Origin of the sequence: Streptococcus sp. 449_SSPC (genome assembly GCF_001073005.1) — a bacterium.
In the GTDB taxonomy this organism is placed as follows: domain Bacteria; phylum Bacillota; class Bacilli; order Lactobacillales; family Streptococcaceae; genus Streptococcus; species Streptococcus salivarius_F.
In genome coordinates, this window is sequence record NZ_JVGR01000025.1 from 27,132 (window position 1) to 52,273 (window position 25,142).

22 protein-coding genes and 1 pseudogene are annotated in these 25,142 nt (G+C 40.0%); 18 read left to right on the forward strand and 5 right to left on the reverse strand.

The genetic code is table 11. The annotated features are described in order from the left end of the window. Positions 1-60 precede the first annotated feature (60 nt). Positions 61-2,247: an LTA synthase family protein gene (locus ADH51_RS05735; RefSeq protein ID WP_048675123.1), complete on the reverse strand. Its 2,187-nt coding sequence runs from the start codon at positions 2,245-2,247 to the stop codon at positions 61-63. A 161-nt stretch (positions 2,248-2,408) separates the two neighbouring features. Between ADH51_RS05735 and ADH51_RS05740 the strand changes: the two genes are divergently transcribed. The 12 genes from ADH51_RS05740 (at position 2,409) to ADH51_RS05795 (ending at position 13,967) form a co-directional block, all read left to right on the forward strand. Continuing rightward, a complete protein-coding gene (locus ADH51_RS05740; RefSeq protein ID WP_048675126.1) occupies positions 2,409-3,572 on the forward strand; it encodes a class I SAM-dependent rRNA methyltransferase in 1,164 nt (387 codons plus the stop codon). Then, positions 3,569-4,246, forward strand: a complete 678-nt coding sequence (gene aroD, locus ADH51_RS05745; RefSeq protein WP_002890457.1) for a type I 3-dehydroquinate dehydratase — start codon at positions 3,569-3,571, stop codon at positions 4,244-4,246. Before ADH51_RS05740 ends, aroD begins: the two co-directional genes overlap by 4 nt. Then, the gene (locus ADH51_RS05750; protein WP_048675129.1) at positions 4,236-5,093 is read left to right on the forward strand and encodes a shikimate dehydrogenase; all 858 of its coding nucleotides are present in this window, start codon (positions 4,236-4,238) and stop codon (positions 5,091-5,093) included. Before aroD ends, ADH51_RS05750 begins: the two co-directional genes overlap by 11 nt. 12 nt (positions 5,094-5,105) lie before the next feature. After that, entirely contained in the window at positions 5,106-6,173 is a 1,068-nt protein-coding gene (aroB, locus tag ADH51_RS05755) for a 3-dehydroquinate synthase (protein ID WP_048675132.1), read from the forward strand. Next, entirely contained in the window at positions 6,174-7,340 is a 1,167-nt protein-coding gene (aroC, locus tag ADH51_RS05760; protein WP_048675134.1) for a chorismate synthase, read from the forward strand. A 29-nt stretch (positions 7,341-7,369) separates the two neighbouring features. Further along, positions 7,370-8,476 (forward strand): prephenate dehydrogenase, encoded by a 1,107-nt coding sequence (locus tag ADH51_RS05765; RefSeq protein WP_014634146.1) that lies wholly within the window; start codon positions 7,370-7,372, stop codon positions 8,474-8,476. Between the two features lie 9 nt (positions 8,477-8,485). Then, the gene (locus ADH51_RS05770; protein ID WP_002890462.1) at positions 8,486-8,824 is read left to right on the forward strand and encodes a YlbF/YmcA family competence regulator; all 339 of its coding nucleotides are present in this window, start codon (positions 8,486-8,488) and stop codon (positions 8,822-8,824) included. Between the two features lie 90 nt (positions 8,825-8,914). Beyond that, positions 8,915-9,865 carry an L-lactate dehydrogenase gene (locus ADH51_RS05775; RefSeq protein ID WP_014634147.1) on the forward strand — a complete coding sequence of 317 codons (951 nt, stop codon included), beginning with the start codon at positions 8,915-8,917 and terminating at the stop codon, positions 9,863-9,865. 80 nt (positions 9,866-9,945) lie between these two features. After that, the gene (gene aroA, locus ADH51_RS05780) at positions 9,946-11,229 is read left to right on the forward strand and encodes a 3-phosphoshikimate 1-carboxyvinyltransferase (protein ID WP_002890464.1); all 1,284 of its coding nucleotides are present in this window, start codon (positions 9,946-9,948) and stop codon (positions 11,227-11,229) included. After that, entirely contained in the window at positions 11,222-11,713 is a 492-nt protein-coding gene (locus ADH51_RS05785) for a shikimate kinase (protein ID WP_037597597.1), read from the forward strand. The genes aroA and ADH51_RS05785 overlap by 8 nt, the downstream gene beginning before the upstream one ends. Next, entirely contained in the window at positions 11,704-12,528 is an 825-nt protein-coding gene (gene pheA, locus ADH51_RS05790; protein ID WP_002890467.1) for a prephenate dehydratase, read from the forward strand. Before ADH51_RS05785 ends, pheA begins: the two co-directional genes overlap by 10 nt. Positions 12,529-12,539: 11 nt before the next feature. After that, entirely contained in the window at positions 12,540-13,967 is a 1,428-nt protein-coding gene (locus ADH51_RS05795) for an LCP family protein (RefSeq protein WP_002890468.1), read from the forward strand. Positions 13,968-13,982: 15 nt separating this feature from the next. On the opposite strand, the gene ADH51_RS05800 is transcribed toward ADH51_RS05795, so the two are convergent. Genes ADH51_RS05800 through ADH51_RS05810 form a run of 3 tightly spaced genes read right to left on the reverse strand, consistent with a single transcriptional unit; the run spans position 13,983 to position 16,590 of the window. Continuing rightward, on the reverse strand, positions 13,983-14,921 hold the full coding sequence (locus tag ADH51_RS05800; RefSeq protein ID WP_048675137.1) for an ethanolamine utilization protein EutJ: 939 nt from the start codon (positions 14,919-14,921) through the stop codon (positions 13,983-13,985). Between the two features lie 16 nt (positions 14,922-14,937). Further along, positions 14,938-16,002 carry an acyl-CoA dehydrogenase family protein gene (locus ADH51_RS05805; protein WP_048675140.1) on the reverse strand — a complete coding sequence of 355 codons (1,065 nt, stop codon included), beginning with the start codon at positions 16,000-16,002 and terminating at the stop codon, positions 14,938-14,940. Between the two features lie 39 nt (positions 16,003-16,041). Further along, positions 16,042-16,590, reverse strand: a complete 549-nt coding sequence (locus ADH51_RS05810; protein WP_002888987.1) for a carboxymuconolactone decarboxylase family protein — start codon at positions 16,588-16,590, stop codon at positions 16,042-16,044. A 213-nt stretch (positions 16,591-16,803) separates the two neighbouring features. Between ADH51_RS05810 and rlmD the strand changes: the two genes are divergently transcribed. The 5 genes from rlmD (at position 16,804) to ADH51_RS10275 (ending at position 21,072) form a co-directional block, all read left to right on the forward strand. Further along, positions 16,804-18,174, forward strand: a complete 1,371-nt coding sequence (gene rlmD / locus ADH51_RS05815) for a 23S rRNA (uracil(1939)-C(5))-methyltransferase RlmD (protein WP_048675144.1) — start codon at positions 16,804-16,806, stop codon at positions 18,172-18,174. 335 nt (positions 18,175-18,509) lie between these two features. Next, positions 18,510-18,761 (forward strand): hypothetical protein, encoded by a 252-nt coding sequence (locus tag ADH51_RS10215; protein ID WP_229056981.1) that lies wholly within the window; start codon positions 18,510-18,512, stop codon positions 18,759-18,761. 108 nt (positions 18,762-18,869) lie between these two features. Then, positions 18,870-20,165 carry a hypothetical protein gene (locus tag ADH51_RS05825; protein ID WP_048675147.1) on the forward strand — a complete coding sequence of 432 codons (1,296 nt, stop codon included), beginning with the start codon at positions 18,870-18,872 and terminating at the stop codon, positions 20,163-20,165. Between the two features lie 138 nt (positions 20,166-20,303). Continuing rightward, complete coding sequence (locus ADH51_RS05830) at positions 20,304-20,870, forward strand: hypothetical protein (protein ID WP_048675150.1); 567 nt, start codon at positions 20,304-20,306, stop codon at positions 20,868-20,870. A 79-nt stretch (positions 20,871-20,949) separates the two neighbouring features. Beyond that, positions 20,950-21,072, forward strand: coding sequence for a hypothetical protein (locus ADH51_RS10275; RefSeq protein ID WP_259318295.1), 123 nt, complete (start codon positions 20,950-20,952; stop codon positions 21,070-21,072). A gap of 1,245 nt (positions 21,073-22,317) precedes the next feature. Here ADH51_RS10275 and ADH51_RS05835 read toward each other — a convergent pair. Continuing rightward, positions 22,318-23,567: pseudogene (locus ADH51_RS05835) on the reverse strand (ISL3 family transposase). A gap of 250 nt (positions 23,568-23,817) precedes the next feature. On the opposite strand from ADH51_RS05835, the gene ADH51_RS05840 reads away from it, so the two are divergent. Next, the gene (locus tag ADH51_RS05840; RefSeq protein WP_048675156.1) at positions 23,818-24,567 is read left to right on the forward strand and encodes a CPBP family intramembrane glutamic endopeptidase; all 750 of its coding nucleotides are present in this window, start codon (positions 23,818-23,820) and stop codon (positions 24,565-24,567) included. Positions 24,568-25,142 lie beyond the last annotated feature (575 nt).

Below are 25,142 nucleotides of genomic sequence, written 5' to 3' on the forward strand. Positions count from 1 at the left end.
AAGTGGTTTTGAAACTTGTTTAATCTAAAAAAGCAGTCCATAGAGGACTGCCTTTTGGGGTTATTGTTGTTCCGTTGAAGAACTGCTTGGCTCTGATTCACCCGAACTTGAGCTAGAGCTTGATTCGGATTCTACAGGATGTAGCTCCTTGTAAGATGGGGTCTTGAATAGATCAGCTGTTGATTTATTGCCTTTTTGCTTGTAGAGGCTAGTTGATTTATCTTTCAGCTTTTTATTGATTTCTTTTAGTTGATCCATCTGTTTAGTGTAGGAAATCTTGCTAGAATCAACAGGCTTCAAACCGTTTGGCGTATAGAAACGAAGAAGGTCACCTGTTTGAACAGCGTCACTCATCGAAAGCTGAGTTGCTACTGCTTTACGAATGGCTTCGTTATCTTTTTTAGTTGTCTCATCAGGGTTGGTAATTTCTTCCCCTGTTTGAGTGTTATAAAGTCGACCAGAGTAGCTGGTGTATTGAGGAGTAACATATTGACCTGAGGTTCTAAATGCGACGGTTTGCTTATTATCAGGAGATAGGAGGTCTTGTCCCATCTGGATATAAGAGCTAGTGTCAACGCCAAGAACGTGAAGGAGAGTTGGAAGGGCATCAACCTCACCACCAAAGGTGTTAGAGATACCACCACCAGTATAGCCTGGAATATGAATCATGTAAGGAACACGTTGAAGCATGGCTTTATCATAGTTTGACCAAGTTTCAGGGTTCTTACCGAGAAGTTCAGCAAGATTGCCGCTTCGTGTATCAGAGATACCATAGTGGTCACCATACATGACAATAATCGAGTTATCGTAAAGACCGGTTTCCTTGAGGTAATCAAAGAAGTCTTTGATTGCTGAGTCAAGATAGTTAGCTGTTGCAAAATATCCGTTGACTGTTTCGTCTTTTGTTTCGGCAAGTGGGAAACCTTGTTCCTTTTCATCGCCTGAGAGAGAAGTATATGGGTAGTGGTTAGATACTGTAAGGTATTTAACGTAGAAAGGTTGTTGCATTTGTTCCAGATACTTGATGGAATCTGGGAACATGTATTTGTCATTTAGACCATACTGGAAGGAGTTTTCATCAGTTTTTTCAGTGAAGGCTGATGAGTCAAAGAAGTAGTTATACCCCCATTGTTTATAGGTATTATTACGATTCCAGAAGGATCCAGTGTTTCCATGGAAAACAGCTGATGTATAGTCACCTGTTTGAGCTAGGATAGATGGTGCCGCATAGGCTGTATTGGTACCCCCATAGTTTACCATGTATGACCCTGTGCTTAGTCCAAAGAGAGACGTTTCCATCAAGGTTTCAGCATCAGAAGTTTTACCTGATTTTACTTGGTGGAAGAAGTTTGAAAAGGCTAGAGTTTCATTTGAGTGATAAATGGAATTGATGAATGGTGTAACTTCATAGTCTTGACCGTCTACTTTGAGCTTGTAATCAATGAGGAACTGTTGGAAGCTTTCCAAGTGAATAACGATGACGTTTCTTCCTTTAGCAATTCCGTAATACTTAGGGTCAGGTGCCGCATAGTGCTCTTTAACGTAAGCCTCAACCTTTTTCATATCCTCAGCTGTTGCAGATGACCGAGCCTGTGAAGCTTGATAAGTTAAGTTACCAGAATAGGCTGTGAAGAAGGGAAGCCCCATAGCACGAACAATATAGTTATTTGAGAAACCACGTGTCAACAACTCGCCACGGTTAACTTCCGCTAAGAAGAGGTTAACTGAGAGCAGGAGTGTTGATAGTGCAGTAACTGCGAAACTAGCTCGTTTATTAAATGGCTTGCTGTCCAATTTAAGCTTTTTCCTGAAACCAGCATAGATGAAGAAAGGAACATCAATCAGGTAGAAAAGATAGCTTGGCTCAAGAAGGTTCTTGGCTGAGTCTCCTAGTCCTGCTGCCGAACTAGAACTTGCTAGGATGGTATTTACAGTGATGAAGTCTGTAAACTCTCCAAAGTAAATCACATTAGCAATAAGTAAGAGGTTAAGGATGACATAGATAGCAATGGTAATGCTATAAAAGAAACGTCGTTTCTTGAAGTATAGTCCTAAACCTAGAAGCATTAATCCTAGTGGAATAGGGTTAATCAGCGAAAGCATAACCTGATATCTGCTTTCCAACTCAAGATTAATGTTGACGTAATAAGCGAATATGGTTTTTAGCCAATAAAAGAAGAGTAACAAGAGGATAAATCCAAGTCTTGATGAAACTCCTTTCCAAAAGGCTTCAGTAATTTTTTTCAAAGTAATACTTCCTTTGATTCTATATTATCTTAATCATTATACCAAATAAGATAATGACTCTCAAAAATTTACTGCCATTGAGTGTGATATTCCTTGACATATAATTGATAAAATCTAGTTACGAAACAGAAATAATAGCATTTTTTTGGTATAATAGTGACATGAGTATATTGACGGTAAGTCCCTTTGCGGAGAAAAAAATCAAACAAGGAAAACAGCTTCTTTTAGCCGAAGATTTTCCAAATATAACTGAAAATAATCAGTTGGTTTATCTGTATAGTCGATCCAAAGACTTTTTAGGAACGGGCTATTTGTCGAGTCAAAATAAGGGGATAGGATGGTTTCTGTCCCCTAAAAAACAACAATTGACAGTGACTTATTTTCAAGGACTTTTTGAAAGGGCTAAGGCCAAACGTCAATCCTATTATGATAATGAGTTGACGACAGCTTTTCGTCTTTTCAACCAAGATGGTGACGATTTTGGTGGTCTCACAATTGATTTATATGGGGATTATGCCCTCTTTTCATGGTACAATGCCTTTGTTTATTCCTTGAAAAATGATATTGTAGAGGCTTTCCAAATGGTCTTTCCTGAGGTCTTGGGAGGCTATGAGAAAATCCGCTTCAAGGGTCTTGATTTCGAGTCAGACCATCTTTTTGGGCAAGAGGCGGCTGATACCTTCACCATTTTAGAAAATGGGGTAACTTATGAAGTTTTCCTCAATGATGGGCTAATGACGGGGATTTTCCTTGATCAGCATGAAGTGCGTGATGGTTTAGTTAATGGCTTAGCTTTGGGAAAATCAGTTTTGAATATGTTCTCCTATACGGCAGCTTTTTCAGTGGCTGCAGCTATGGGGGGAGCGGTTGAAACGACATCGGTTGATTTGGCTAAGCGTTCACGTGAATTATCGACGGCTCATTTTGAAGCTAATGGCTTCAGTATGGAAAATCATCGCTTGGTCGTGATGGATGTCTTCGATTATTTCAAATATGCAAAGAAAAAAGGCTTATCTTATGACCTTATCGTCATCGATCCGCCAAGCTTTGCTCGAAATAAGAAACGCACTTTCTCAGCAAATAAGGATTACCACAAGTTAATTGCACAAAGTCTTGATATTTTATCAGAGCATGGGACAATCATCGCAAGTACCAATGCTGCTAATATGACAGTGCAACAGTTTAAGAAACAACTACGTAAGGGCTTGGGAGATGTTTCAGCGGACTTCGTTAACCTGCAACAATTACCAGCGGATTTTACCGTCAATCCTAATGATCCAACATCAAATTATTTGAAAGTATACACAATAAAGGTAAATAAATGAAAATTGTAGTTCCGATTATGCCAACTAGTTTAGAGGAGGCACAAGCGCTTGAACTGTCTCGTTTTGAGGGGGCAGACATTATTGAATGGCGTGCAGATTTTTTAGATAAGGATAGTATCTTAACGGTTGCTCCGGCTATTTTCGAGAAATTCGCAGGCTTTGAGATTGTCTTTACCATCCGTACAACGCGTGAGGGTGGTAGGCTTGAGTTAACGGATGCGGAATATGTCGCACTGATTAAGGATGTAGCTGCGATTTATTCGCCAGATTATATTGATTTTGAGTATTTCACACGTAAGGCTGTCTTTGATCAAATGCTCGAATTTTCAAACTTGGTTTTGTCTTATCATAACTTTGAGGAGACACCTGAAAACCTCATGGAACTTTTGTCTGAGATGGCAAACTTGACACCACGACTGGTTAAGGTGGCAGTTATGCCTAAGCATGAGCAGGATGTTCTCGACCTTATGAACTTCACACGTGGCTTTAAGGCCTTTAATCCTGAGCAGGAGTTTGTGACTATGTCAATGGGTAAACTAGGTCGTTTGTCACGTTTTGCGGGCGACTTGATAGGGTCATCATGGACCTTCGCCAGTCTTGATAATGCCAGTGCTCCAGGACAAATTAGTTTAGCAGACATGCGCAGAATCAGGGAGGTTTTGGATGCAGATTGATGGACACACACGCCTAGCAGCTGTTGTCGCCAATCCAATCAAGCATTCGATTTCGCCATTCATTCATAATTCGGCCTTTGAGAAGACACAAGTTAATGGTGTTTATGTGGCCTGGGAGATTCCGGAATCAGACCTAGCCGAGACAGTTGAAAATATTAGACGTTACGACATGTTCGGTATCAATTTGTCCATGCCATATAAGGAAGCAGTCATTCCTTTTTTGGATGAGATTAGTCCTGCAGCTCAACTGATTGGTGCTGTCAATACAGTTGTTAATCATGATGGGCGTTTGATTGGTCATAATACGGACGGTTTTGGCTTTTTTGCTAGTTTAAAGAACTTTAGCCCTAAAGATGCCCATCTGATGATTTTGGGTGCTGGTGGTGCGGCTAAAGCTATTGTGACGCAGGCAGTTCTTGATGGTGCCAAAAAAGTAAGTGTCTATGTTCGCCCTCAGTCATTGGATAAGGCAAAAGAGAGCTTTAAGTCCTTACCTGAACAGACAACTTGTCACTTGGAGTTTCATGCTTTAAATGATCTTAAGTATTTTAAAGAGGAACTAGGCCAGGCTGATTTATTGGTGAATGCGACGAGAGTAGGTATGGATGGCGCATCCTTGCCTATTCCTACAGATACAAAATTTCCTAAGGGACTCTTGGTTGCTGATATCATTTATCAGCCTTTTGAAACACCTTTCTTGGCCTTGGCTAGAAAACAGGGAATAGAGGCTGTGAACGGACTTGGCATGTTGCTTCATCAAGCAGCAGGTGCCTTTAAATTGTGGACAGGCAAGGACATGCCAACAGACGCTATTTGGCAGGAATTAGAAAATATTTACAATAGCTAGGAGGGGACGACTATGAAACTAGAGGTAAATTTAACACATAACCCTTATGACATTATTATTGAAAAAGGAGCCCTTAAGACTGTCGGTAAATGGGTGAAGTCACTTTGGGAACCACAAAAGATTGCCCTTATTACGGACAATCATGTGGGAGCTCTATATGCAGAAAAAGTTAAGCTTAGCCTGGAGCACGAAGGTTTTGAGGTTGTCGTTTTTGATTTCCTAGAAGGTGAAGCGAGTAAAAATCTTAAGACTGTTAACAAGGCTTATGAGTTTTTGATTAAGAATGGCATGACTCGTAGTGATGGCATTGTTGCTCTTGGTGGTGGCGTTGTTGGTGACTTGGCAGGCTTTGTCGCTTCAACCTATATGCGTGGGATTCATTTCGTTCAGGTTCCAACCAGTCTAACTGCCCAAGTGGATTCATCTATTGGTGGTAAGACAGGTGTGAACACACCATTTGCTAAAAATATCGTGGGAACTTTTGCTCAACCTGATGGGGTTTTGATTGATCCTAATGTCCTTGAGACACTTGGTAAACGCGAATTGATTGAAGGTATGGGTGAGGTTGTCAAATACGGTTTGATTGATGATCCTGAGCTTTGGCACCTGCTTGAAAGCATTGATGGTTCAGTTCACAGTATCCTAGAAAACTCAGAAACTATCATTTATCGTTCATGTAATGTTAAGCGTAAAATTGTGGTTGAAGACGAGTTCGAAGGTGGCGTCCGTATGTATCTAAACTTTGGTCATACGATTGGGCATGCCGTTGAACAAACAGCTGGTTACGGTAAAGTCATGCACGGTGAAGCGGTAGCTATCGGAATGGTTCAGATTTCACGAGTTGCTGAGGAAAAAGGTCTGATGCCTAAGGAAATCACACGTCAAATTGCTGAGATGTGTGTCAAATTTGGCTTGCCAGTAGACTATGAGCCATGGCGTGTTGAGGAGCTTTATACAGCCCTCACACATGACAAAAAAGCCCGTGGTAATAGCATTAAGACAGTTATCGTTCCAGAGATTGGTAAGGCAGCAATCAATCAAATTCCTTTAGTTGAAATGAAAGAGTACTTGGAGAAATAAATGAGATATTTAACAGCAGGTGAGTCTCACGGCCCACGTTTAACAGCAATTATCGAAGGTGTTCCAGCAGGTCTTCCCTTGACGGCAGAAGATATCAATGGCGATTTGAAACGTCGTCAAGGTGGCTATGGTCGTGGTGGCCGTATGAAAATTGAGTCTGATAAGGTTGAAATCACTTCTGGTGTTCGTCATGGGAAAACAACAGGGGCTCCAATCACCCTTCATGTTATCAATAAGGACCATCAAAAATGGTTGGACATCATGGCTGTGGAAGATATTGAGGACCGTTTGAAAACCAAACGTAAAATCACTCACCCACGTCCAGGCCATGCTGACTTAGTTGGTGGAATGAAATACCGTTTCGATGATTTGCGTAATTCTTTGGAACGTTCTAGTGCGCGTGAAACAACCATGCGTGTGGCAGTAGGTGCTGTCGCTAAACGTATCTTGGCTGAGCTTGATATTGAAATTGCTAACCATGTCGTTGTCTTTGGTGGTAAGGAAATTGATGTGCCTGAGAATTTGACAGTCGCTCAAATCAAGGAATTGGCCCAACAATCAGAAATTTCAGTTGTTAACCAAGAACGTGAACAAGAAATTAAAGATTACATTGACCAAATCAAAAAAGAGGGAGACACAATCGGTGGTGTCGTTGAAACTGTTGTTGGCGGCGTCCCTGTTGGCCTTGGTTCTTATGTCCAATGGGATACCAAACTTGATGCTAAGATTGCTCAAGCAGTTGTATCCATCAATGCCTTCAAGGGTGTAGAATTTGGACTTGGTTTCAAGGATGGCTACCTCAAGGGCTCTCAAGTAATGGACGAAATTCTCTGGAATGAAGAGGATGGCTATACACGTCGCACTAACAACCTTGGTGGTTTTGAAGGTGGTATGACCAACGGGCAACCGATTGTGGTTCGTGGGGTTATGAAACCTATTCCAACCCTTTACAAGCCATTGATGTCAGTAGATATCGAAACACATGAAGCTTACAAGGCAACAGTTGAGCGTTCAGATCCAACGGCCTTGCCTGCAGCGGGTGTCGTTATGGAATCCGTAGTTGCTACAGTTGTAGCCAATGAAATCTTGGACAAATTCTCTTCTGACAACATGGAAGAATTGAAAGAAGCGGTAGCACGTCACCGTGACTATGTGAAAAACTTTTAAGCAGCATCAGACAATAGATGGGAGTAGTAATGAGTAAGAAAACTATTTATATCGCAGGATTGGGCTTGATTGGTGGCTCCTTGGCCTTAGGGATTAAAAGGGACCACCCTGATTATGAGATTCTTGGATATAATCGCTCTGACTATTCCCGAAATATTGCGCTTGAGCGTGGCATCGTTGACCGTGCAACAAGTGATTTCAAAGAATTTGCTCCCCTCGCGGATGTTATTATCCTTGCAGTGCCAATTAAGCAAACTGTGGCCTACTTGAAGGAGTTGGCTGACTTGGAGCTCAAAGATGATGTCATCATCACAGACGCAGGGTCTACTAAGTTGGATATCGTTGAGGCAGCTGAACGTTACCTAACAGGTAAAAATGTTCAGTTTGTAGGTTCTCACCCTATGGCTGGTTCCCATAAATCAGGGGCTATTGCAGCTGACGTGACACTTTTCGAAAATGCTTATTATATTTTCACACCGACGAGTCTAACAAGAGAGACAACTATCCCTGAACTTAAGGACATCTTGTCAGGGCTTAAGTCACGATTTGTGGAAATTGATGCGGCTGAACATGATCGTGTAACTAGTCAAATCAGTCATTTCCCACATCTTTTGGCTTCTGGACTTATGGAGCAGGCAGCTGATTATGCTCAGGCTCACGAGATGACCAATCACTTTGCGGCTGGGGGCTTCCGAGATATGACCCGTATTGCAGAAAGTGAACCTGGCATGTGGGCTTCCATTCTCATGACCAATGGGCCAGCTGTTTTGGATCGTATTGAAGATTTCAAAAAACGTTTGGACCATGTGGCTGACTTGATTAAAGCTGAAGATGAGAATGCCATTTGGGAGTTCTTTGACAACGGTCGTAAGAAACGTAAAGAGATGGAAATTCACAAAAAGGGTGGCGTGGAAAGTGCCTTCGATATTTTCGTGGATGTGCCTGACCGAGAAGACGTTATCCTTAGCATTATGGAATTGTTACGAGGAACGTCTTTGGTTAACCTTCGTATTAATGAGGAAAATCGTGAGGATATTCACGGTATCCTCCAAATTACTTTTAAAAATGAAAAAGATCGCACACATGCTAAGACTGTTATTGAAGCCAATACGGATTATCATGTGGTGATCGCCTAGGAGAATAAAATGACAAATATTTATGATTTAGCAAATGAGTTGGAACGTGGCATTCGTGCCCTTCCTGAGTACAAAACTTTGGTAGAGAAAAAAGAAGCGATTGCAGCTGATGCTGAAGCTAGCGCTCTTTTCAAAGAGTTTACTGATTTCCAAGAGGATTTCTATGCTAAAATGCAAGCTGGAACAATGCCAACAGCAGAAGAACAAGCAGCTGTTCAAGAATTGGGTCAAAAGGTAGAAGCTAATGCACTTTTGAAAGAATACTTGGCTGCACAACAAGGTTTGTCTGTTTATTTGAATGATATTGAACGTATCATCTTCAAACCTTTGCAAGAATTGAATAGTTAATCAAAGAGGGTGTGTCAATTGACAGGCCCTTTTCTGCTTTCAAAAGAGAGTGTCCAAGGAAGAAGCGAGAAATATTAAAGGAGGAAAATGATGAGTCGTAAGATTGGAATTATTGGTATGGGAAACGTTGGAGCTGCAGTAGCTCATGGAGCAATTGCTAAAGGCTTGGCTGATAGTTATGTCTTTATAGATATCAATGAGAAGAAGGCCGAGGCAGATGCCCAGGATTTTAAGGATGCCATGGCAAATCTACCTAGCTATGCAAACATTGTTGTCAATGATTATGCAGCACTTGAAGATGCTGATGTGATTATTTCATCTCTTGGCAATATTCAGTTACAGCACAATGCTGGTGAGGACCGCTTTGCTGAATTTCCATTTACTCGAGAAGCTGTTTATCAGGTTTCTCAGGAACTTAAAAAATTGGATTTTAAAGGTATACTCTTGGTTATCTCGAATCCTGTAGATGCCGTATCGGCCCTCTATCAGGAGTTCACAGGCTGGCCAAGAGAACGTGTGATTGGGACAGGGACTCTACTCGATACGGCGAGAATGAAGGCTGCGGTAGGAGATGATTTGTCAGTCAATCCCAAATCAGTATCTGGCTACAATCTTGGCGAACATGGGAATTCCCAATTTACTGCCTGGAGTCAAGTCAAGGTTAAAGGGCAAGACATTACAGAATTGACCAGCGAAGAAGAACGTCAAAATCTCTTTATGGCTTCCATGAAGGGTGGTCATAAGGTTTTTTATGGTAAGGGCTATACTTCATACGGTATTGCCAGTGCTGCTCTTCGTTTGGTGACAATTATCCTTTCTGACGCTCAAGAAGAGGTGGCAGTATCAAGCTATCAAGAAGCCTATCAAACCTATCTTGGCTATCCAGTCATCCTAGGGCGTCATGGGGTGGCTGCTCCAGTTCGCTTGTCTTTGTCGGCTGAGGAAAAAAATCTTTTGCAGGAGTCTGCTAACTTGATTCGGAACCGTGTTCAAGAGGCGGTTGCCTTCTTGAAAGAAAAGTATGGTAATACAAGCGAGTGAATATTTTGACAATTCAGTCTATGGTTAGGCTTTCAAATATGGTATAATGGGAATAACTATAAAATTTTTAGGAGTAACCTATGAAACTAGAAACCAAGGCTCAAGGTCTTCATGGCAGCTTGCGCATCCCTGGTGACAAGTCAATCAGTCACCGTTCTATCATGTTCGGAAGTCTTGCCAAAGGTGTGACAACTGTTCGTGATATTTTACGAGGTGAGGATGTCCTCTCAACTATGCAGGTCTTCCGTGATTTGGGTGTGACTATCGAGGATGATGGTGATGTGGTACGCATTCACGGTGTTGGTTTTGATGGTCTCAAGGCTCCTCAAAACAAGTTGGACATGGGGAACTCTGGAACATCGATTCGTTTGATTTCAGGTGTGCTTGCAGGTCAGGATTTTGATGTGGAAATGTTTGGAGATGATTCCCTTTCAAAACGTCCAATGGACCGTGTGACCATTCCATTGCGTCAGATGGGTGTAGAGGTTTCTGGTCAAACAGACCGTGATTTGCCACCATTGAAAATGCACGGTAGCAAGTCCCTTAAACCTATTCATTACCAATTGCCAGTTGCCTCTGCTCAGGTAAAATCTGCTCTTATTTTTGCAGCGCTTCAAGCTGATGGCGAATCTGTCATCATTGAAAAGGAAAAAACACGTAATCATACGGAAGATATGATTCAGCAGTTTGGTGGTCAGCTTCAAGTAGATGGCAAGGAAATTCGTATTTCTGGTGGCCAAAGCTTTACTGCTCAAGAAGTCGTGGTTCCAGGTGACATTTCTTCAGCTGCCTTTTGGTTGGTAGCAGGACTTGTGGTACCTAACTCTAAGATTGTCTTGGAAAATGTTGGTATCAATGAGACGCGTACGGGTATCATTGATGTGATCAAAGACATGGGTGGTAAGATTACCCTTTCAGATATTGACCAGGTTGCAAAATCTGCGACCATTACGGTTGAAACTTCAGAACTTAAAGGAACTGAAATTGGTGGAGATATCATTCCACGTTTGATTGATGAACTTCCAATTATCACACTCTTGGCGACACAAGCCCAAGGTAAGACTGTGATTCGTGATGCTGAAGAACTTAAGGTCAAAGAGACTGACCGTATTCAGGTTGTAGCGGATGCCTTGAATGCTATGGGTGCTGATATTGTACCAACTGAGGATGGTATGATTATCACTGGTAAGACGGCTCTTCACGGGGCAGAGGTTAATACCTTGGGTGACCACCGTATTGGTATGATGACAGCTATTGCTGCCCTTTTGGTTCAAGATGGTGAGGTTGACTTGCAACGTGCGGAAGCTATCAATACAAGTTACCCAAGCTTCTTTAGTGACTTGGAAGGATTGCTCCATGGCTAAGGTTTTATTGGGCTTTATGGGAGTTGGTAAGAGTTCCGTCGCCCCATACCTGGATGGTCGTTTCGTGGATATGGATCAGGTCATCGAGGAGAAAATCGGCATGTCCATTGCTGATTTTTTTGCAAAAGAAGGTGAAGCAGCCTTTCGTCAGATTGAGTCTGAGACTTTGGAGGAACTCCTTCAAGAGGGAGATGACGTCATCATCTCTACTGGAGGTGGTGTCGTTGTGACGGAGCGCAATCGTCAGCTCTTGACGAAAAATCGTAAGCATAACGTTTGGCTCCATGCTTCTTTCGATGTGGTCTATGATCGCATTGAAAAGGATACCAAGAATCAGCGCCCACTCTTTCTCAATCATTCCAAAGAGGATTTTAAGGCTATTTATGACGGTCGAATGGCACTCTATCAAGATTTAGCAGATTTGGTTGTCACAGTTGATAACCGAACGCCAGAAGAAGTAGCAAGGTTTATCAAATGTATGTAGGTTATTTGGGCCCTAGTGGGTCGTTTACGCATAATGCAGCCTTAAAGGCTTTTCCTGAGGCAGAATTGGTTTCTCTAGGTACCATTACCGAGGTTATCAAGTCTTATGAAGAGGGACGTGTGGATTATGCGGTCATTCCGGTGGAAAATTCCATTGAGGGCTCTGTTCATGAGAGTTTAGACTATCTCTTCCATCAGGCCGATATTCGTGCTGTGGCAGAGATTGTTCAGCCCATCAAGCAGCAGTTGATGGCGACGAAACATCATGAGAAAATTGAGAAAATCTTCTCACACCCACAGGCTATTGCCCAAGGGAAAAAGTATATTAAACAGCATTTTCCACATGCCAAGATTGAGACAACAGCCAGTACAGCCTTTGCGGCGCGTTTTGTCGCTGATAATCCAGATCAGCCATATGCGGCCATCGCTCCGCATGCAGCTGCTAAGGAATACGGTCTTCAAATATTGGCTAAGGATATTCAGGAGATTGAAAAGAATTATACCCGCTTTTGGGTGCTGGGGAACACTGTTCCTGAGATTCCGCTCAATCAGATTGATTGCAAATTAACGCTGGCCTTGACCCTGCCTGACAATATGCCAGGGGCACTTTACAAGGCCTTATCGACCTTTGCCTGGCGAGGCATTGACTTGACCAAGATAGAAAGTCGTCCTTTGAAGACGGTACTTGGCGAGTATTTCTTTATTATTGATTGTGATTATACAAAGGAAAAGTTGGCTCAGTTCGCTCTTGAAGAGCTGACTGCAGTTGGAATTGGATATAAAATCTTGGGTGCTTACCAAGTCTATGAAATTTAAAGGGAAATCTTATGACCAAATCTAACAATGGGCCGTTTACGCATCATGAACGGTTACGTTACAGCTATCTTTTAAAAAATCTTGCTCACCTGAATGGACAGCAGGCCTCAGAATTCAATTATCTTCAAGGAAAGTTGGATGCCTATGAAGCTGAGCGGCGGTATCAAGCGCAAATAGAGGACTATCAAGCAGCATGGCGCCAGCCTTATGACAATCGTTCTGACTACTATCAAGAACGTGATTATGAGTCTGTCAATCAGCTAACTGAGGAAGGTTTGCCCGTCTATCGGGAGGAAGTCGCTCAAAGTAAACCTAAACCTAGACGTAAAAAGGTTCGAAGGCAAGCAACTCCTTCAGCAACGTCGGCTCCAAGGTCCAAGTCGCAAGTAGCCAAGAAGAAGCGACCAAAGAAAAAGAGAAGGCTCAAGAAAGTTGTTAAGCTGGTGCTTAGTTGCTTGAGTCTTGGAGTTGTGTTCTTAGTGATAGCCATGGCCTATCAATTTTACAAGGGAACAGACCTTTCTGCTGCAGGTAATAATGGTAAATCCTATCAGCCTGCCGTAGTTGAGACCTTTAATGGTAAGGATACTAAGGATGGGGTTAATATCCTTATTCTAGGTTCTGACCAGCGAGTTAGCCAAGACTCTACCGATGCCAGAACGGACTCCATCATGGTTGTCAATGTGGGCAATAAAGAAGGTAAGATTAAGATGGTTAGCTTTATGCGAGATACCTTGGTCAATATCAAGGGAGCTTCAGAAACCGACTATTCTCAGGACTTGAAACTTAATACGGCTTTCAATATTGGTGAGCAAAATAATCATCAAGGGGCAGAACTCATGCGTGAGACCCTCAAACGAAACTTTGACATTGATATTAAGTACTATGCCATGGTTGACTTTGAAACCTTTGCGACAGGGGTCGATACCCTCTTCCCGAATGGTGTGGAAATCAATGCGAAGTTTGCGACCATTGATGGTAAAAAAGTGTCATCAGTACAAGTCCCAGATGATTTGAAGATGGACAAGAATGGTCATGTGCCAAATCAAACCATTAAAGTTGGTAAGCAGGATATGGATGGTCGCACCCTACTGAATTATGCTCGTTTCCGTAAGGATGACGAGGGAGATTATGGCCGTACCAAGCGCCAGCAACAAGTGATGCAGGCTGTTATGAAGCAGCTTAAGAATCCACTTAATCTCTTCAATGGACCTGAGGCTTTGGGGAAGGTTTACTCACTGACCTCAACCAATATGAGTATGACTGATATGTTGGATTTGGGACTTTCAAATGCTGGTAGTTTCAAAAAAGGGATCAATTCGCAAACCATTCCTTCGGATGGTGATTGGATTGACAGTTATGATTTGTATGGCGGTCAAGGGATTGAAATTGATTTTGATAACTATCAGTCAAAATTAAAAGAACTAGGATTTAGATAAGAAAACAAAGCAGGTTCACACTGAACCTGCTTGTTTTTTGGTATTAAGCGCTTGTATAAGCGCCTTGTATAAGAGTTTTAGAAAATGATAGAGCAAATAGGTCATGATGCCAAGAACGAAGACGAACTCTACCTTATAAACCAATTGGGTAGCTGGATTGACTAGTCCAAGACTGGTAGTGGCTGCCTTAAAAGCATTGACACTATTGACTAAGGGAAAGCTAAAAGCTGCAAAAAGTGGCATAAAGCCTTTTCTAACCAGTTTTACAAAGAGATTAAGAGCATAGAAAAAGAATGCTTGTGAGAATAAAAGTAGGGCAAGTAAAATGATAGTTGCAGGTCTTTGATTACTCTTGATTGAGCTGGTAATGAGAAGGGCCAGAGGTGCTGCTAAAATGGCAAGTATAGGCTGATATAGGTGAGGGATGGCTATCTGTCTCATTCTCCATAAAACAAGTGGAAAGAGGGCCAAAGTCGCTAATCCCGTTACTCCTAGAATAAGTCCCTTGATGCTAGTTGGAACACTAGCCGGTACTGTCACAAGACTGATAGCAGGGCCAACATAGACCACGAACCAGCTTGGAAAGACTTGGTTCAAAGATAGTGGGCGCATAAAACGCAGACTGAAAAATATAATATAGGCAATATAAAGTCCAAGGAGTCCAACCCAAGTCACACTTAAGCCTGTTTGAGCTAGTGGGAGGCGGCTGGCAAAGAGAAAGGCAGCCATAAAGAAGCTAGCAAAGGCCGAAGCAACGACTGGGTTTCGCAAATCTTCTCTTATTTGTTCAAATCCAAGAATCAAGCGTCCCAGTATAAGTATAAAACCTATACTGGCTAAACACCAAATACCCTGAGCAATCAGGGTATAGTGGCTTATTTGATTGGATAAACTAAAGAGGGCAAGAACTAGACTAGATAGGGCCAAGGGAATTTTCTTAAAAAATACCTTCATTGGTCTACCGGCCTTTCTAGCTAGCTGCAAGAATGTGACGAAGCTGTACCGCACTCGGAGATACAATTGGAAGGAAGACGCCTTCATTCCAACGACGGATAAAGCTTGACTCTGATTCTTTCAAATAGCCACGACCACCACTAGCCTGAAGTTCGAGGAGTAGGCTGTTGGCTACGACGTCGACAATATCGATACGCAATTGGAAAAGTTCACGTGGTTTTTCAATGAAATAATTAGCATCATTAAGACCCGTAAAGAGTTGGTCTTGAATAGCAAGAAGATTTCCACGTGTTGCTTCAAATTCCTCACGAAGAACGCTACGGTTACTGTTTAGACTAGCTTCAACCTCATCAAGAGAACGTTGTGCCAAACCAAAGGCAAGACCAAACTGGAAACCAAGGAAATTCGGACGTGTTTTGGCAATATAGTCTGTACCTTCTTTTGAAAGGACCCAATTAGGATCTAACTTAACGTGATCAAAAGTAAGAGAGGCAGTGTTAGCACCTTGAAGGGAAACAAATTCCAAATCTTCAGAACGACTGAGGCCTTCAGCTTCAGATGGAATGGTGATAATCCAAGGTTGGCTACCGTCTTTAAAGTCAGCAGCAAAGAGAGCAGCGAATTTATCAGAACGAAGGTTAGTCACCCAAGGCAAACGACCATCGAGATAGTAGTCATCACCTTCTTGGCTGATAGTAACATTCAATTCTTCAATATCAGACAAGAATTTGACTGCATTAGACAAGCCAGTTCCACCAGCACGCTCACCAGTATACAATTCTTTCAACCATGTTTCACGAGGGTAAGCATTGTCGCTAGCTAGGATATACTCGATGAAAGTACGGTGTCCCCAAGAAATAAAGGAAGCTGTCAAAGAATGTTGTGCCAATTCATTAAGCACATCAACAACTTGAGTAGGACCACCACCTAGGCCATCAAACTCAGCAGGTACGCCGATTTTAAAGACGTCGTTTTCAGCAATTTTTTCAAGAAGTTGGTCCGCAATTGGTCCAGACTCTTGGTCAATATGGTCAGCGTTGGTGTCCAACCAAGTAAGGAATTCTTTTGAAAAATGTGACATAGGCTTAGGTCCTCCTCTAGTTTATCCTTTGGTTTTGAATTAAGCGAATTCTTGAAGTTCAGGGTTAATCGGTGTTTGTGCGAGATTGTTAGCGTAGTTACACAAGCTAGCAAGGCTGACACCCAAGATAACGTCAAGGGCATTTTGAGCAGTGTAACCAGCTTCCAAGAAGTCATTGTAGGCTTCGTCACCAACAGCACCTTTGGTATTGATCACGGCAATAGTGAATTTAGCAAGGGTATCAAGTTTTGGATCGTCTTCGATTGGTGTACGGTTACGAAGGGCTTCCAAGAGTTGTGGTGTCATTTGGATTTGCTTGATTGAAAAGGCTGTGTGACCTGCCACACAGAAAGCACATCCGTTAGTAACAGCAGCTGTAATTTGAACAACCTCACGTTCAGTTGGTGTCAATGAATTGCGACGGTTGATTTCACCGACAGTACGGTAAGTTTCAAGCGCAGTTGGCGCATTAGCAAGGAGACCAATCAAATTTGGAATGAATCCCCCATTGGCATCTTTGACTGTTTGAAGGACGTCTTTGACTTCTTCTGGTGCAGTTTCGATTGTATGAATGGTAATATCTGGCATGATTATTCTCCTTTAGATAGAAACGACATCTAGCCAAGTTGCTGAGTCGTTTAATTTTTTGTCATGGACCTATGATAGCACTGTATGACTTTTCTGAAAAATCTATATTATTTATGGCCAGCCATAAATTTGATTTATATGTGCTATAATGGAGGGTAGTAAAAGGCTTTGGAAGATATGCTTAAGCCCTATAAGAGTAAAGAAAGTTGAATTATGTTAAATAAAAACGCTATTGTAGAAGTTGAAATTGTCGATTTGACACATGAAGGAGCAGGCGTTGCCAAGGTGGACGGCTTTGTCTTTTTCGTGGATAATGCCCTCCCAGGCGAAGTCATCAAGATGCGAGTGCTTAAGCTCAAGAAAAATATCGGCTTTGGTAAGGTTGAGGAGTATGTGACCCTTTCACCAAACCGTAATCAGGACATTGATGCAACCTATCTCCGTTCAGGAATTGCTGATTTTGGCCATATGACCTACGAGGAGCAGCTCAAGTTCAAGCGTAAACAAGTTGTGGACAACCTCTATAAGACAGCAGGTATCTCAGACGTAGAAGTCGCTGAAACATTGGGAATGGATACACCGTACGCTTACCGTAATAAGGCGCAGGTGCCAGTTCGCCGTGTTAAAGGTCAGCTTGAAACAGGTTTCTACCGCAAGAATTCGCACGACTTGATTCCAATTGAAGATTTCCTTATCCAAGACAAGGAAATTGATAAACTCATTGTCTTTGTCCGTGACCTTCTCCGCCGCTATGACCTCAAACCTTATGATGAGAAGGAGCAGACAGGTTTGGTTCGTCATTTGGTGGTTCGTCGTGGTCATTATTCAGGTCAGATGATGTTGGTCTTTGTAACGACCAGACCAAAAGTTTTCCGCATTGACCAAGTCATTGCTAAGATTACGGAAGCCTTCCCGAGTGTCGTTTCAATCATCCAAAATATCAACGATAAGAACACTAACGCCATCTTTGGTAAGGAGTTCCGCACCCTTTATGGCCAAGACACCATCACAGACAGTATGTTGGGCAATGACTATGAGATCTCTACCCAATCTTTCTATCAGGTTAATACCGAGATGGCTGAAAAACTCTATCAAACAGCTATTGACTTCTCAGATTTAAACAGCAACAGCATTGTTATTGATGCCTATTCAGGAATCGGGACAATCGGTTTGTCATTTGCCAAACAGGTCAAGGAAGTCTACGGCGTTGAAGTCATTGAAACAGCCGTCGAAGATGCCAAGAAAAATGCAGAACGCAACGGCATTACAAATGCCCACTATGTGGCTGACTCAGCTGAAAATGCCATGGCCAAGTGGAGCAAGGATGGCATCAAACCAGATGTTATCATTGTGGACCCACCACGCAAGGGCTTGACAGAAAGCTTCATCAAAGCCAGTGTTGCCATGCAACCTGAGAAGATTACTTACGTCTCATGTAACCCAGCAACCATGGCGCGTGATATCAAACGCTATCAAGAATTGGGTTATGGATTGAAGAAAGTCCAGCCGGTGGATCTTTTTCCTCAGACGCATCATGTTGAGGCGGTATCACTACTTGTACGAGCTGAGACTTCAGCGAAGTAGAAGTAGAATAGTAGTTTATATTCTTGCAGAAAATCTAGCAATGTTATAGTAAGTATTAGGAAATATTGCCTTCAATTTTTAGATGGACTGAAGTAGAGCTGTAAGAGACTGTGACTGAGAGGTTGCAGTCTTTTTGTGGTTTTAGTGGTATAATAACCTATATAAGTAAGCTGTTTTGGACGGACGGATGGATTGAGTTTCTTAGGGATAAACTAAACAATGAGGATTTTATTATTGCCTTACAAAATTCGCCGTGTTCCTCGGGTCCTCTAGTAAAATCAATGGTTGATTGCTACTTTAATCGCAACTTTTATGCGGCATACACTATGGGGAGTTTGGCAATTGATGGTGCGCTAAATAGAATTTCAGAAGTAACTTCGTTTGAGAAAAAAATACCAGTAGGTCATCGATCGATTAAAGAAATTGATAATATATTTATTGATATGTCGTTTAGCGATGTAGGACTAATGCACTGGCTGTATAATTTCTTTAAAGATACAAAAAGGTTTGCACTAGATGAACCTAATACACATATGGTGGGATGCGGCCGTTGGGAAAAAGAAATCGGCGAAACGGATTTTTTGTAGCTATTTAATAAATTGTTGTACATCTGTGATGAGTATAATTATTGGGAAGAAATTATAGAGAATCTAGAGGCTGAAAGATTAAAATAAATTTATGAGAGAGTTGAAGGTATGAGGTTTAATAAAATATATAAAATTATCTTGTCGCTTATAGCGATAGTATTATTAATATTTTTTAGGCAGTTTATAGTGAATTTTGTTGTTTCTACTAATTTAGAAGTCTCGAAAGGGAATCTATTTGTATTAACTATTATATTTTTGTTAGAAATACTCTATATATTAGTGATATATGATTTAGTAATTATTAAGTTATATAATGGAGTAAGTGATTGTTTGAGAGAACTAGGGCAATGGGCGATAAGAACGAAAAAGGTGAGTATTGCACTTTACACAATTAGAGTAAATTATTATTTGTTAAGACTAAGTCGATTATTACGTGTAGGTTGGGTAACTTATGGTAGCGGTGAAAAAAATTCAGTCTGGATAGGGATATCTAAACTCACCTTGACTCAGCTATCACTTAATATATTTAGACTTATAATAAGTACACCGATGTTCTTTGCATTTTTATCTGCTTGTTTCTCTTTGAGAATATTGAAAGGAGATATTACCTTTTATTTGCATAAGCTTCAAGAAATTCTAAGAGGTATTTTACAAATAAAAGTAAATATTGGTGATATCTTTTCAAGATTACCAGCCCTTGTAGCTTTGATGACGATATTACCAATCGTCTTTTTCTTCTATTTCTATAGTCAAAAACGTGATGTTCGAAAAATAATTGATAAGAAAAATAGTCAATATTTTGAAGAAGTTGTTTTATTGTATGAAAAATTATTGATTTGGATTGATAATCATATTTATGAATTATCTGATAATTTTAATTATGTAATTAAATGCCAAGATACAATTGTTGAGATATTTTTAAAAAAGGAGGTTCCTAACTATATATCATTAGCAGGGAAGCAGTATTATATACCCGGAGAGATTGAGACATTTAGATTTGTTGAGATAACTGATTTGACTGAGTTTCGAGAAATTATGAGTAAATTGTCTAGTGATAGATTAAGGAAATGTACACAAGTATTTTCAGTTAAACAATTTGATATCTGGTATCTTTATTGTTTTGATTTTCCTTTATTGAATGAAGAAGAGAAAATTGAAAGATCTTTCTATACTAAAAAAGGGATGAGTTCTAAATTGGGTAATCGTCCTACTTTTCCGTATGACTTTACTCAAGAGGAAATTGACAAGAGGAGGAAAGAGGAACATTATCGTTTATCTTGGTCTATTTATGACGAATTGGAGTTGCTATACAGGTTTAAGAGAGTAAGAGATTCGTTAAGAAAATATCTTTATTCTTCAAGAACAGAGCGACTGCTACTAAAAGCATTTAATAAAGATAAATAATTCTATTTCATAGTATTATTCTAAAATTGCCCATCACATTTCATTTGTATAGTATAGGTAGACACTATCAGCACATATTGAGGTAGTTAATTTTTTAGAAAAACTTAGTTAAACGTTTAAAGATTGGTAGGCTTAAAGTTGTATATATTAGAGTTATATCAAAACAATTCCTCAAAGGATTTAGCCACGTTTGATTCTTTAGAAGAGGGGAGAGCCTTTGTAGCTCAAATCCCTGGGTATACTTTAGAAACAGAAGATGGGTTTGAAGTGGAGTATGTGAACCCAAAATACTTGCCGGATTATATGGAAATTGTCTTTAACGGAAATATTGTTCCTCTATCTAGATTTTCGTTCAATTCTGAGGAAAATGTGGACATTATTTGGAAAGAGATTTCGAATCTATCCGTTAAAAACGATAAAGTGATCGAAGGTTATTCAAAAATCGACGCGTATGTCGTTAACAACGATGAAGTGAAAGCCTATGTCGAAGCCAGAGAAGCAAACTATGGCAAGGCAAAAGACTTCTTAGAGCGCAACGGATATGAAGCCGACAGAAGTTTTTTCGGAAGTGAAGACGGCGAAGCGATTCTCTACAGAAAACGCGGTGCCGAAGATTGGCACTTCTTGTGTCACTTAGACCCGCTGTTTGTAGATATTGAAGATGTAGAAGGATATGTGAAAGAAGAGATTCAATCGTTAAACTAAAGAACGTTGCGAAGGCGTGGAGTGAGTTATATTTAAAAAGACTTCTATTTTGCTAGATGGTGGAATTAAGGAGAAATTTATGACCTTAAAACAAATTAAATTTAATCCTTTTAAACACTGGGAAATCATCAGCAACTTGTATAAACAGTCCTTCACAAAGGAGGAGCGACTTCCCTTCTTTGGACTTGGCTCTTATCATTGAGAAAAATGGATTTACACTGTGTCCCTATCTCATTCGTGAATTAGGCGTTGACTTTGCTCTTATGAGCCAGACAGGGTAACTAATTCCATTCGACTATCAGGATATCTTTGACAATTTCTCTTTTGGACTTGGAGATGTATCGATTCGTCCGATAAATTAATAAAACGTACCTTACCAAAATTGTACTGAACTAAAAATATTATCTAATTGAGAAAAGAACAAAAGTTTTGGTCTATAATATAGATATTTTCTAGCATCACATGTGGAGGCAGTATCGCTGCTTGTACGAGCTGAGTCATCAGCGTAGTAGAAGTAGATGTTCTGCCCATGCGACAAGGTAAGACCGAAGGTTGAGAAGGTACTCTGGGGTATAGCTGTCGTAGAGTAAGGATTTTACGACGAAACGATACGGTAAGTCCGAACCGCTGAGTGTGTGTGCTTATTGGTAAAATGCAGTTAAACATCTCGAATCTTTCATTCTAGGCGAAACGCTTCAAAGCTCCACTGGAGCTTTAAACTCCCACAGATGCATTATGTTGAGGCGGTATCACTGCTTGTCAAAGCGTAGAAAAATATGTAGAAGGAAAAGCCTTGGTTTCAAGGCTTTTTGTCGTATATGTTGAAATATCGGACTGATAGTAACAGTTGAGTGCTAGGTCTGAAGGATAGGATTGCTAGGTTTCTATTTCCATTTACACTTATGGTATAGATTTATTTCCAATGAGTATAGCTTTATGGGAATGAATCTATACCCATCTCTATATCTCATTAATGCTCAATTGGAGTAAGAGAATAGAAATTGATGCAAAGTTTTTGTTCTTTAGATATTAGAAAATAAGATAACTTTTATTGCAAATCAACTGATGCAATGGTATAATTAGTCCATTAGTATAGACGTTAGTAGTTGATTATCGACTATTAAGGTGTGTATTAGTATATAACATTTTAGGGTTTAACTTGGATATTGGACTTCTATGTGATTTAATTCAAACTATTTTGGCCATTGCTAGTATAGAAAGAGGTACATCAATGAAGTTGTCTATTTCAAATTTGGTGGTAAACGGCGTGATTGGAGCGACCTTTTGAATTGTTCCCTAAGTTATAGAAAGTACTCAAATTGCGCCTAGAGGGTTCGAATCCCTCACGCTCCATATTTAGCCATTCTTATGAGTGGCTTTTTTTATTTTTTCATAATGTGATTCATTGGCTCTTTGTCAACTGTAGTGGGTGACGAAAAGCTAACATCTAGAGAGGACCAGATAGGTTTTCTCTTTTTGTATGTTCAGAGTGATGAAAACACGCTTCCTAAAGTTAATAAAGTTTCTAAAACCGAAGCCCAGACGTTTGATGTCTTTGATAAGCTTATTGGTCCCCTTCAATTTTGCATTTGAGTAATGTGTTTCTAGTGCGTTTTTGATGTATGGTTTGTGTCTAAGGAAGGTCCTAAAGATAGTTTTGAAGTAATGATTGACCTTGCTTATATTCTCCTCTATGAGCTCAAAAAACTCATCTACTCTCTTCTCCTGAAAGTGAAAAAGTAAGAGCTGATAAAGTGTATAGTAGTCGGTAAGCTCTTCTGAAAAATCTAGTGTTTTCCCAACAACTTCATGTGGACTTAAGGTTTGACGGAAAGTCTTTGAATAGAAAGAATTGAGAGATAACTTACGGCTGTCCTTTTGAAAGAGTTGCCAGTGATTTTTCAAGGCTCGATAGGGTAGAAGCTTCTTATCGAACTGGTTCATAATCGCAATTCTTGTCTTTAAAAAGGCACGCCCAAGGTGCTGAATAATGTGAAATCGATCAAGAATGATTTTGGCGTTTTGAAAGAGTTTGCGAGCCAGTGGAATATAAGCTCCAGACATATCCATCGTGATAAACTGTACCTGTTGTCGGACTTTCAATGGATACTTCAAAAAGTAGTTTCGTATAGTAGTTTGGCAGCGATTATCAAGGATGGTTATGAGTTTGTTTGTCTCATAGTTTTGAGCAACAAAAGCCAATTCCCCTTTCTTGAACCCAAACTCATCCCAGGACATAACCCTTGGGAGTTTGTCAAAATGTTCCTTGAAAGTAAACTGGTCAAGTTTACGATAAACGGTGGACGTTGATACACGAAGTCTTCTGGCAATATCCGTTAGTGATACCTTCTCAGTTAGAAGTTGTGCAACCTTTTGTCGGACGAGGTTGGAGATTTGGTGGTTTTTCTCAACGATTGAGGTTTCAGCCACCGTTACTCTCTTACACACTTTACACTGGAAGCGACGTTTCTTCAGACGTAGTAGTGTTGGAGTTCCAGCTTGTTCGAGAAGAGGGATTTTAGAAGATTTTTGAAAGTCATATTTGATCATTATTCCTTGACAATGAGGGCATGGTGGTGCAGAATAATCAAGTTTTGCATGAATCTCGATATGAGTATTAGTTTCCAAAACAAGAGAAATAATGATGTTAGGGTCTTTAATTCCAATTAATTCTGTGGTATTCTTAATAAGTCTCATAAGTTCTTCCTAATGATAGTTTGGTCGCTTTTCATTATAGTTCTTATGGGACTTTTTGTGTACACTCAAAAAGCTCCATAATCTCTACAGTGGTTTTACCCACTACAGAAATTATAGAGCCATAATGAAAAGCCTTGATTGTAAGGCTTTTTTTGTGTTTTTGTGATAGAGTATAGGTAGTTATAATCGACAGCAACTAAGAAGCAGCAACAAATATTACATACAGAATAATCAAGATAAGGGCAATAAAATGACAGAAATTGACAAAAAGAATTTTAAAAATTATCTTTATTGTACATTTGGAATTACTTATATAGCTTGGGGGCTTCTTGCCATCTTTACTCAATCTCATATTTTGGGATTAGAAACATTTATAGGGAGAATGTTACATATAGTAGGTGCACTTGGTCCAGCTATTGCAAGTATCATTTATTTTAAAAGGAATAATATAAAATTTAAACATTTTCTATTTAGTAAGAAAGAAAATAGTAGTATTTATTTAATTATTCATTTGTTAGCAATTTTGATACTATTTTCTGTATCTTCCTTAGAATTTAATGGAGTATCCATTTATCTGATGCCATTATTCTTTATACAACTAATTTTTTTTGGTGGTGGACATGAAGAATTAGGATGGAGAGGAATATTACAACCATTACTTGATAAAAAATATACTTATTGGCAATCTAATTTGATTGTAGGTTCAATCTGGGGAATTTGGCATCTGCCTTTATGGTTTATAGTTGGAGAAAGTCATCAAGGATTTCCTTTTATTTTATTTTTTATCTATACATTATTTTTAAGTTTTGTTTTAGGGCTTCTTTATCGTCAAACCAAATCTGTGGGCTACTGCATCTTATTTCATGCGTTCGCAAATTTGTTAAATCTCTATTTTGTGTTAAAAATTAATAGTATTTTTATTATCATTTTTATTGCTTATTTAATTTATACGATATTGGCGAGTAATAGAATTAGTAAGGAAAAGTATTTTAAATTTTAGGTCAACATATCCATTATTGAAAGTAACGATTGGCTAATTAGATAATCAATGTTAGAGAATTTTCTATTCTAATTTCAAATAGAAGGATGGATGTCGTTTCTTTTGGAAGATGTGAAAATCTTTTCTGTTCCACAGCATCATTTGAAAATCATTGTCAGTACCTTTCGTCTATTGGTATAAAGAAAAATATCACTACACGTTGAAGCAGATGTTCGACCCGTGCGACAAAGATCGAGAAGGTGCCCTGGGTTATAGGACTCGTGGAATGAGGAAGGACACCGACGAGATGATACGGAAAGTCCGAACCGCTGAGTGTGTGGGATTGCTTATAAAAGAGTAAAAAACTTGTAACGAAGCAACAATGAAAAGCCTTGATTGCAAGGCTTTTCATTTTGTGCTAGGGAAGTATCAGAGTTAGTATTTTTTGGAGTGAGTAGAAGTGATATCTAGAAATTATCTAATTCTATTTATCTTGTGGAGATATGTTTGTTTCCATTGACAAGGTGTTTGTGGGTAAAGAAACGTACTCCACCTCCAATATCGCTTAATTGATCTTTGGAAGTATCAGTATTAAA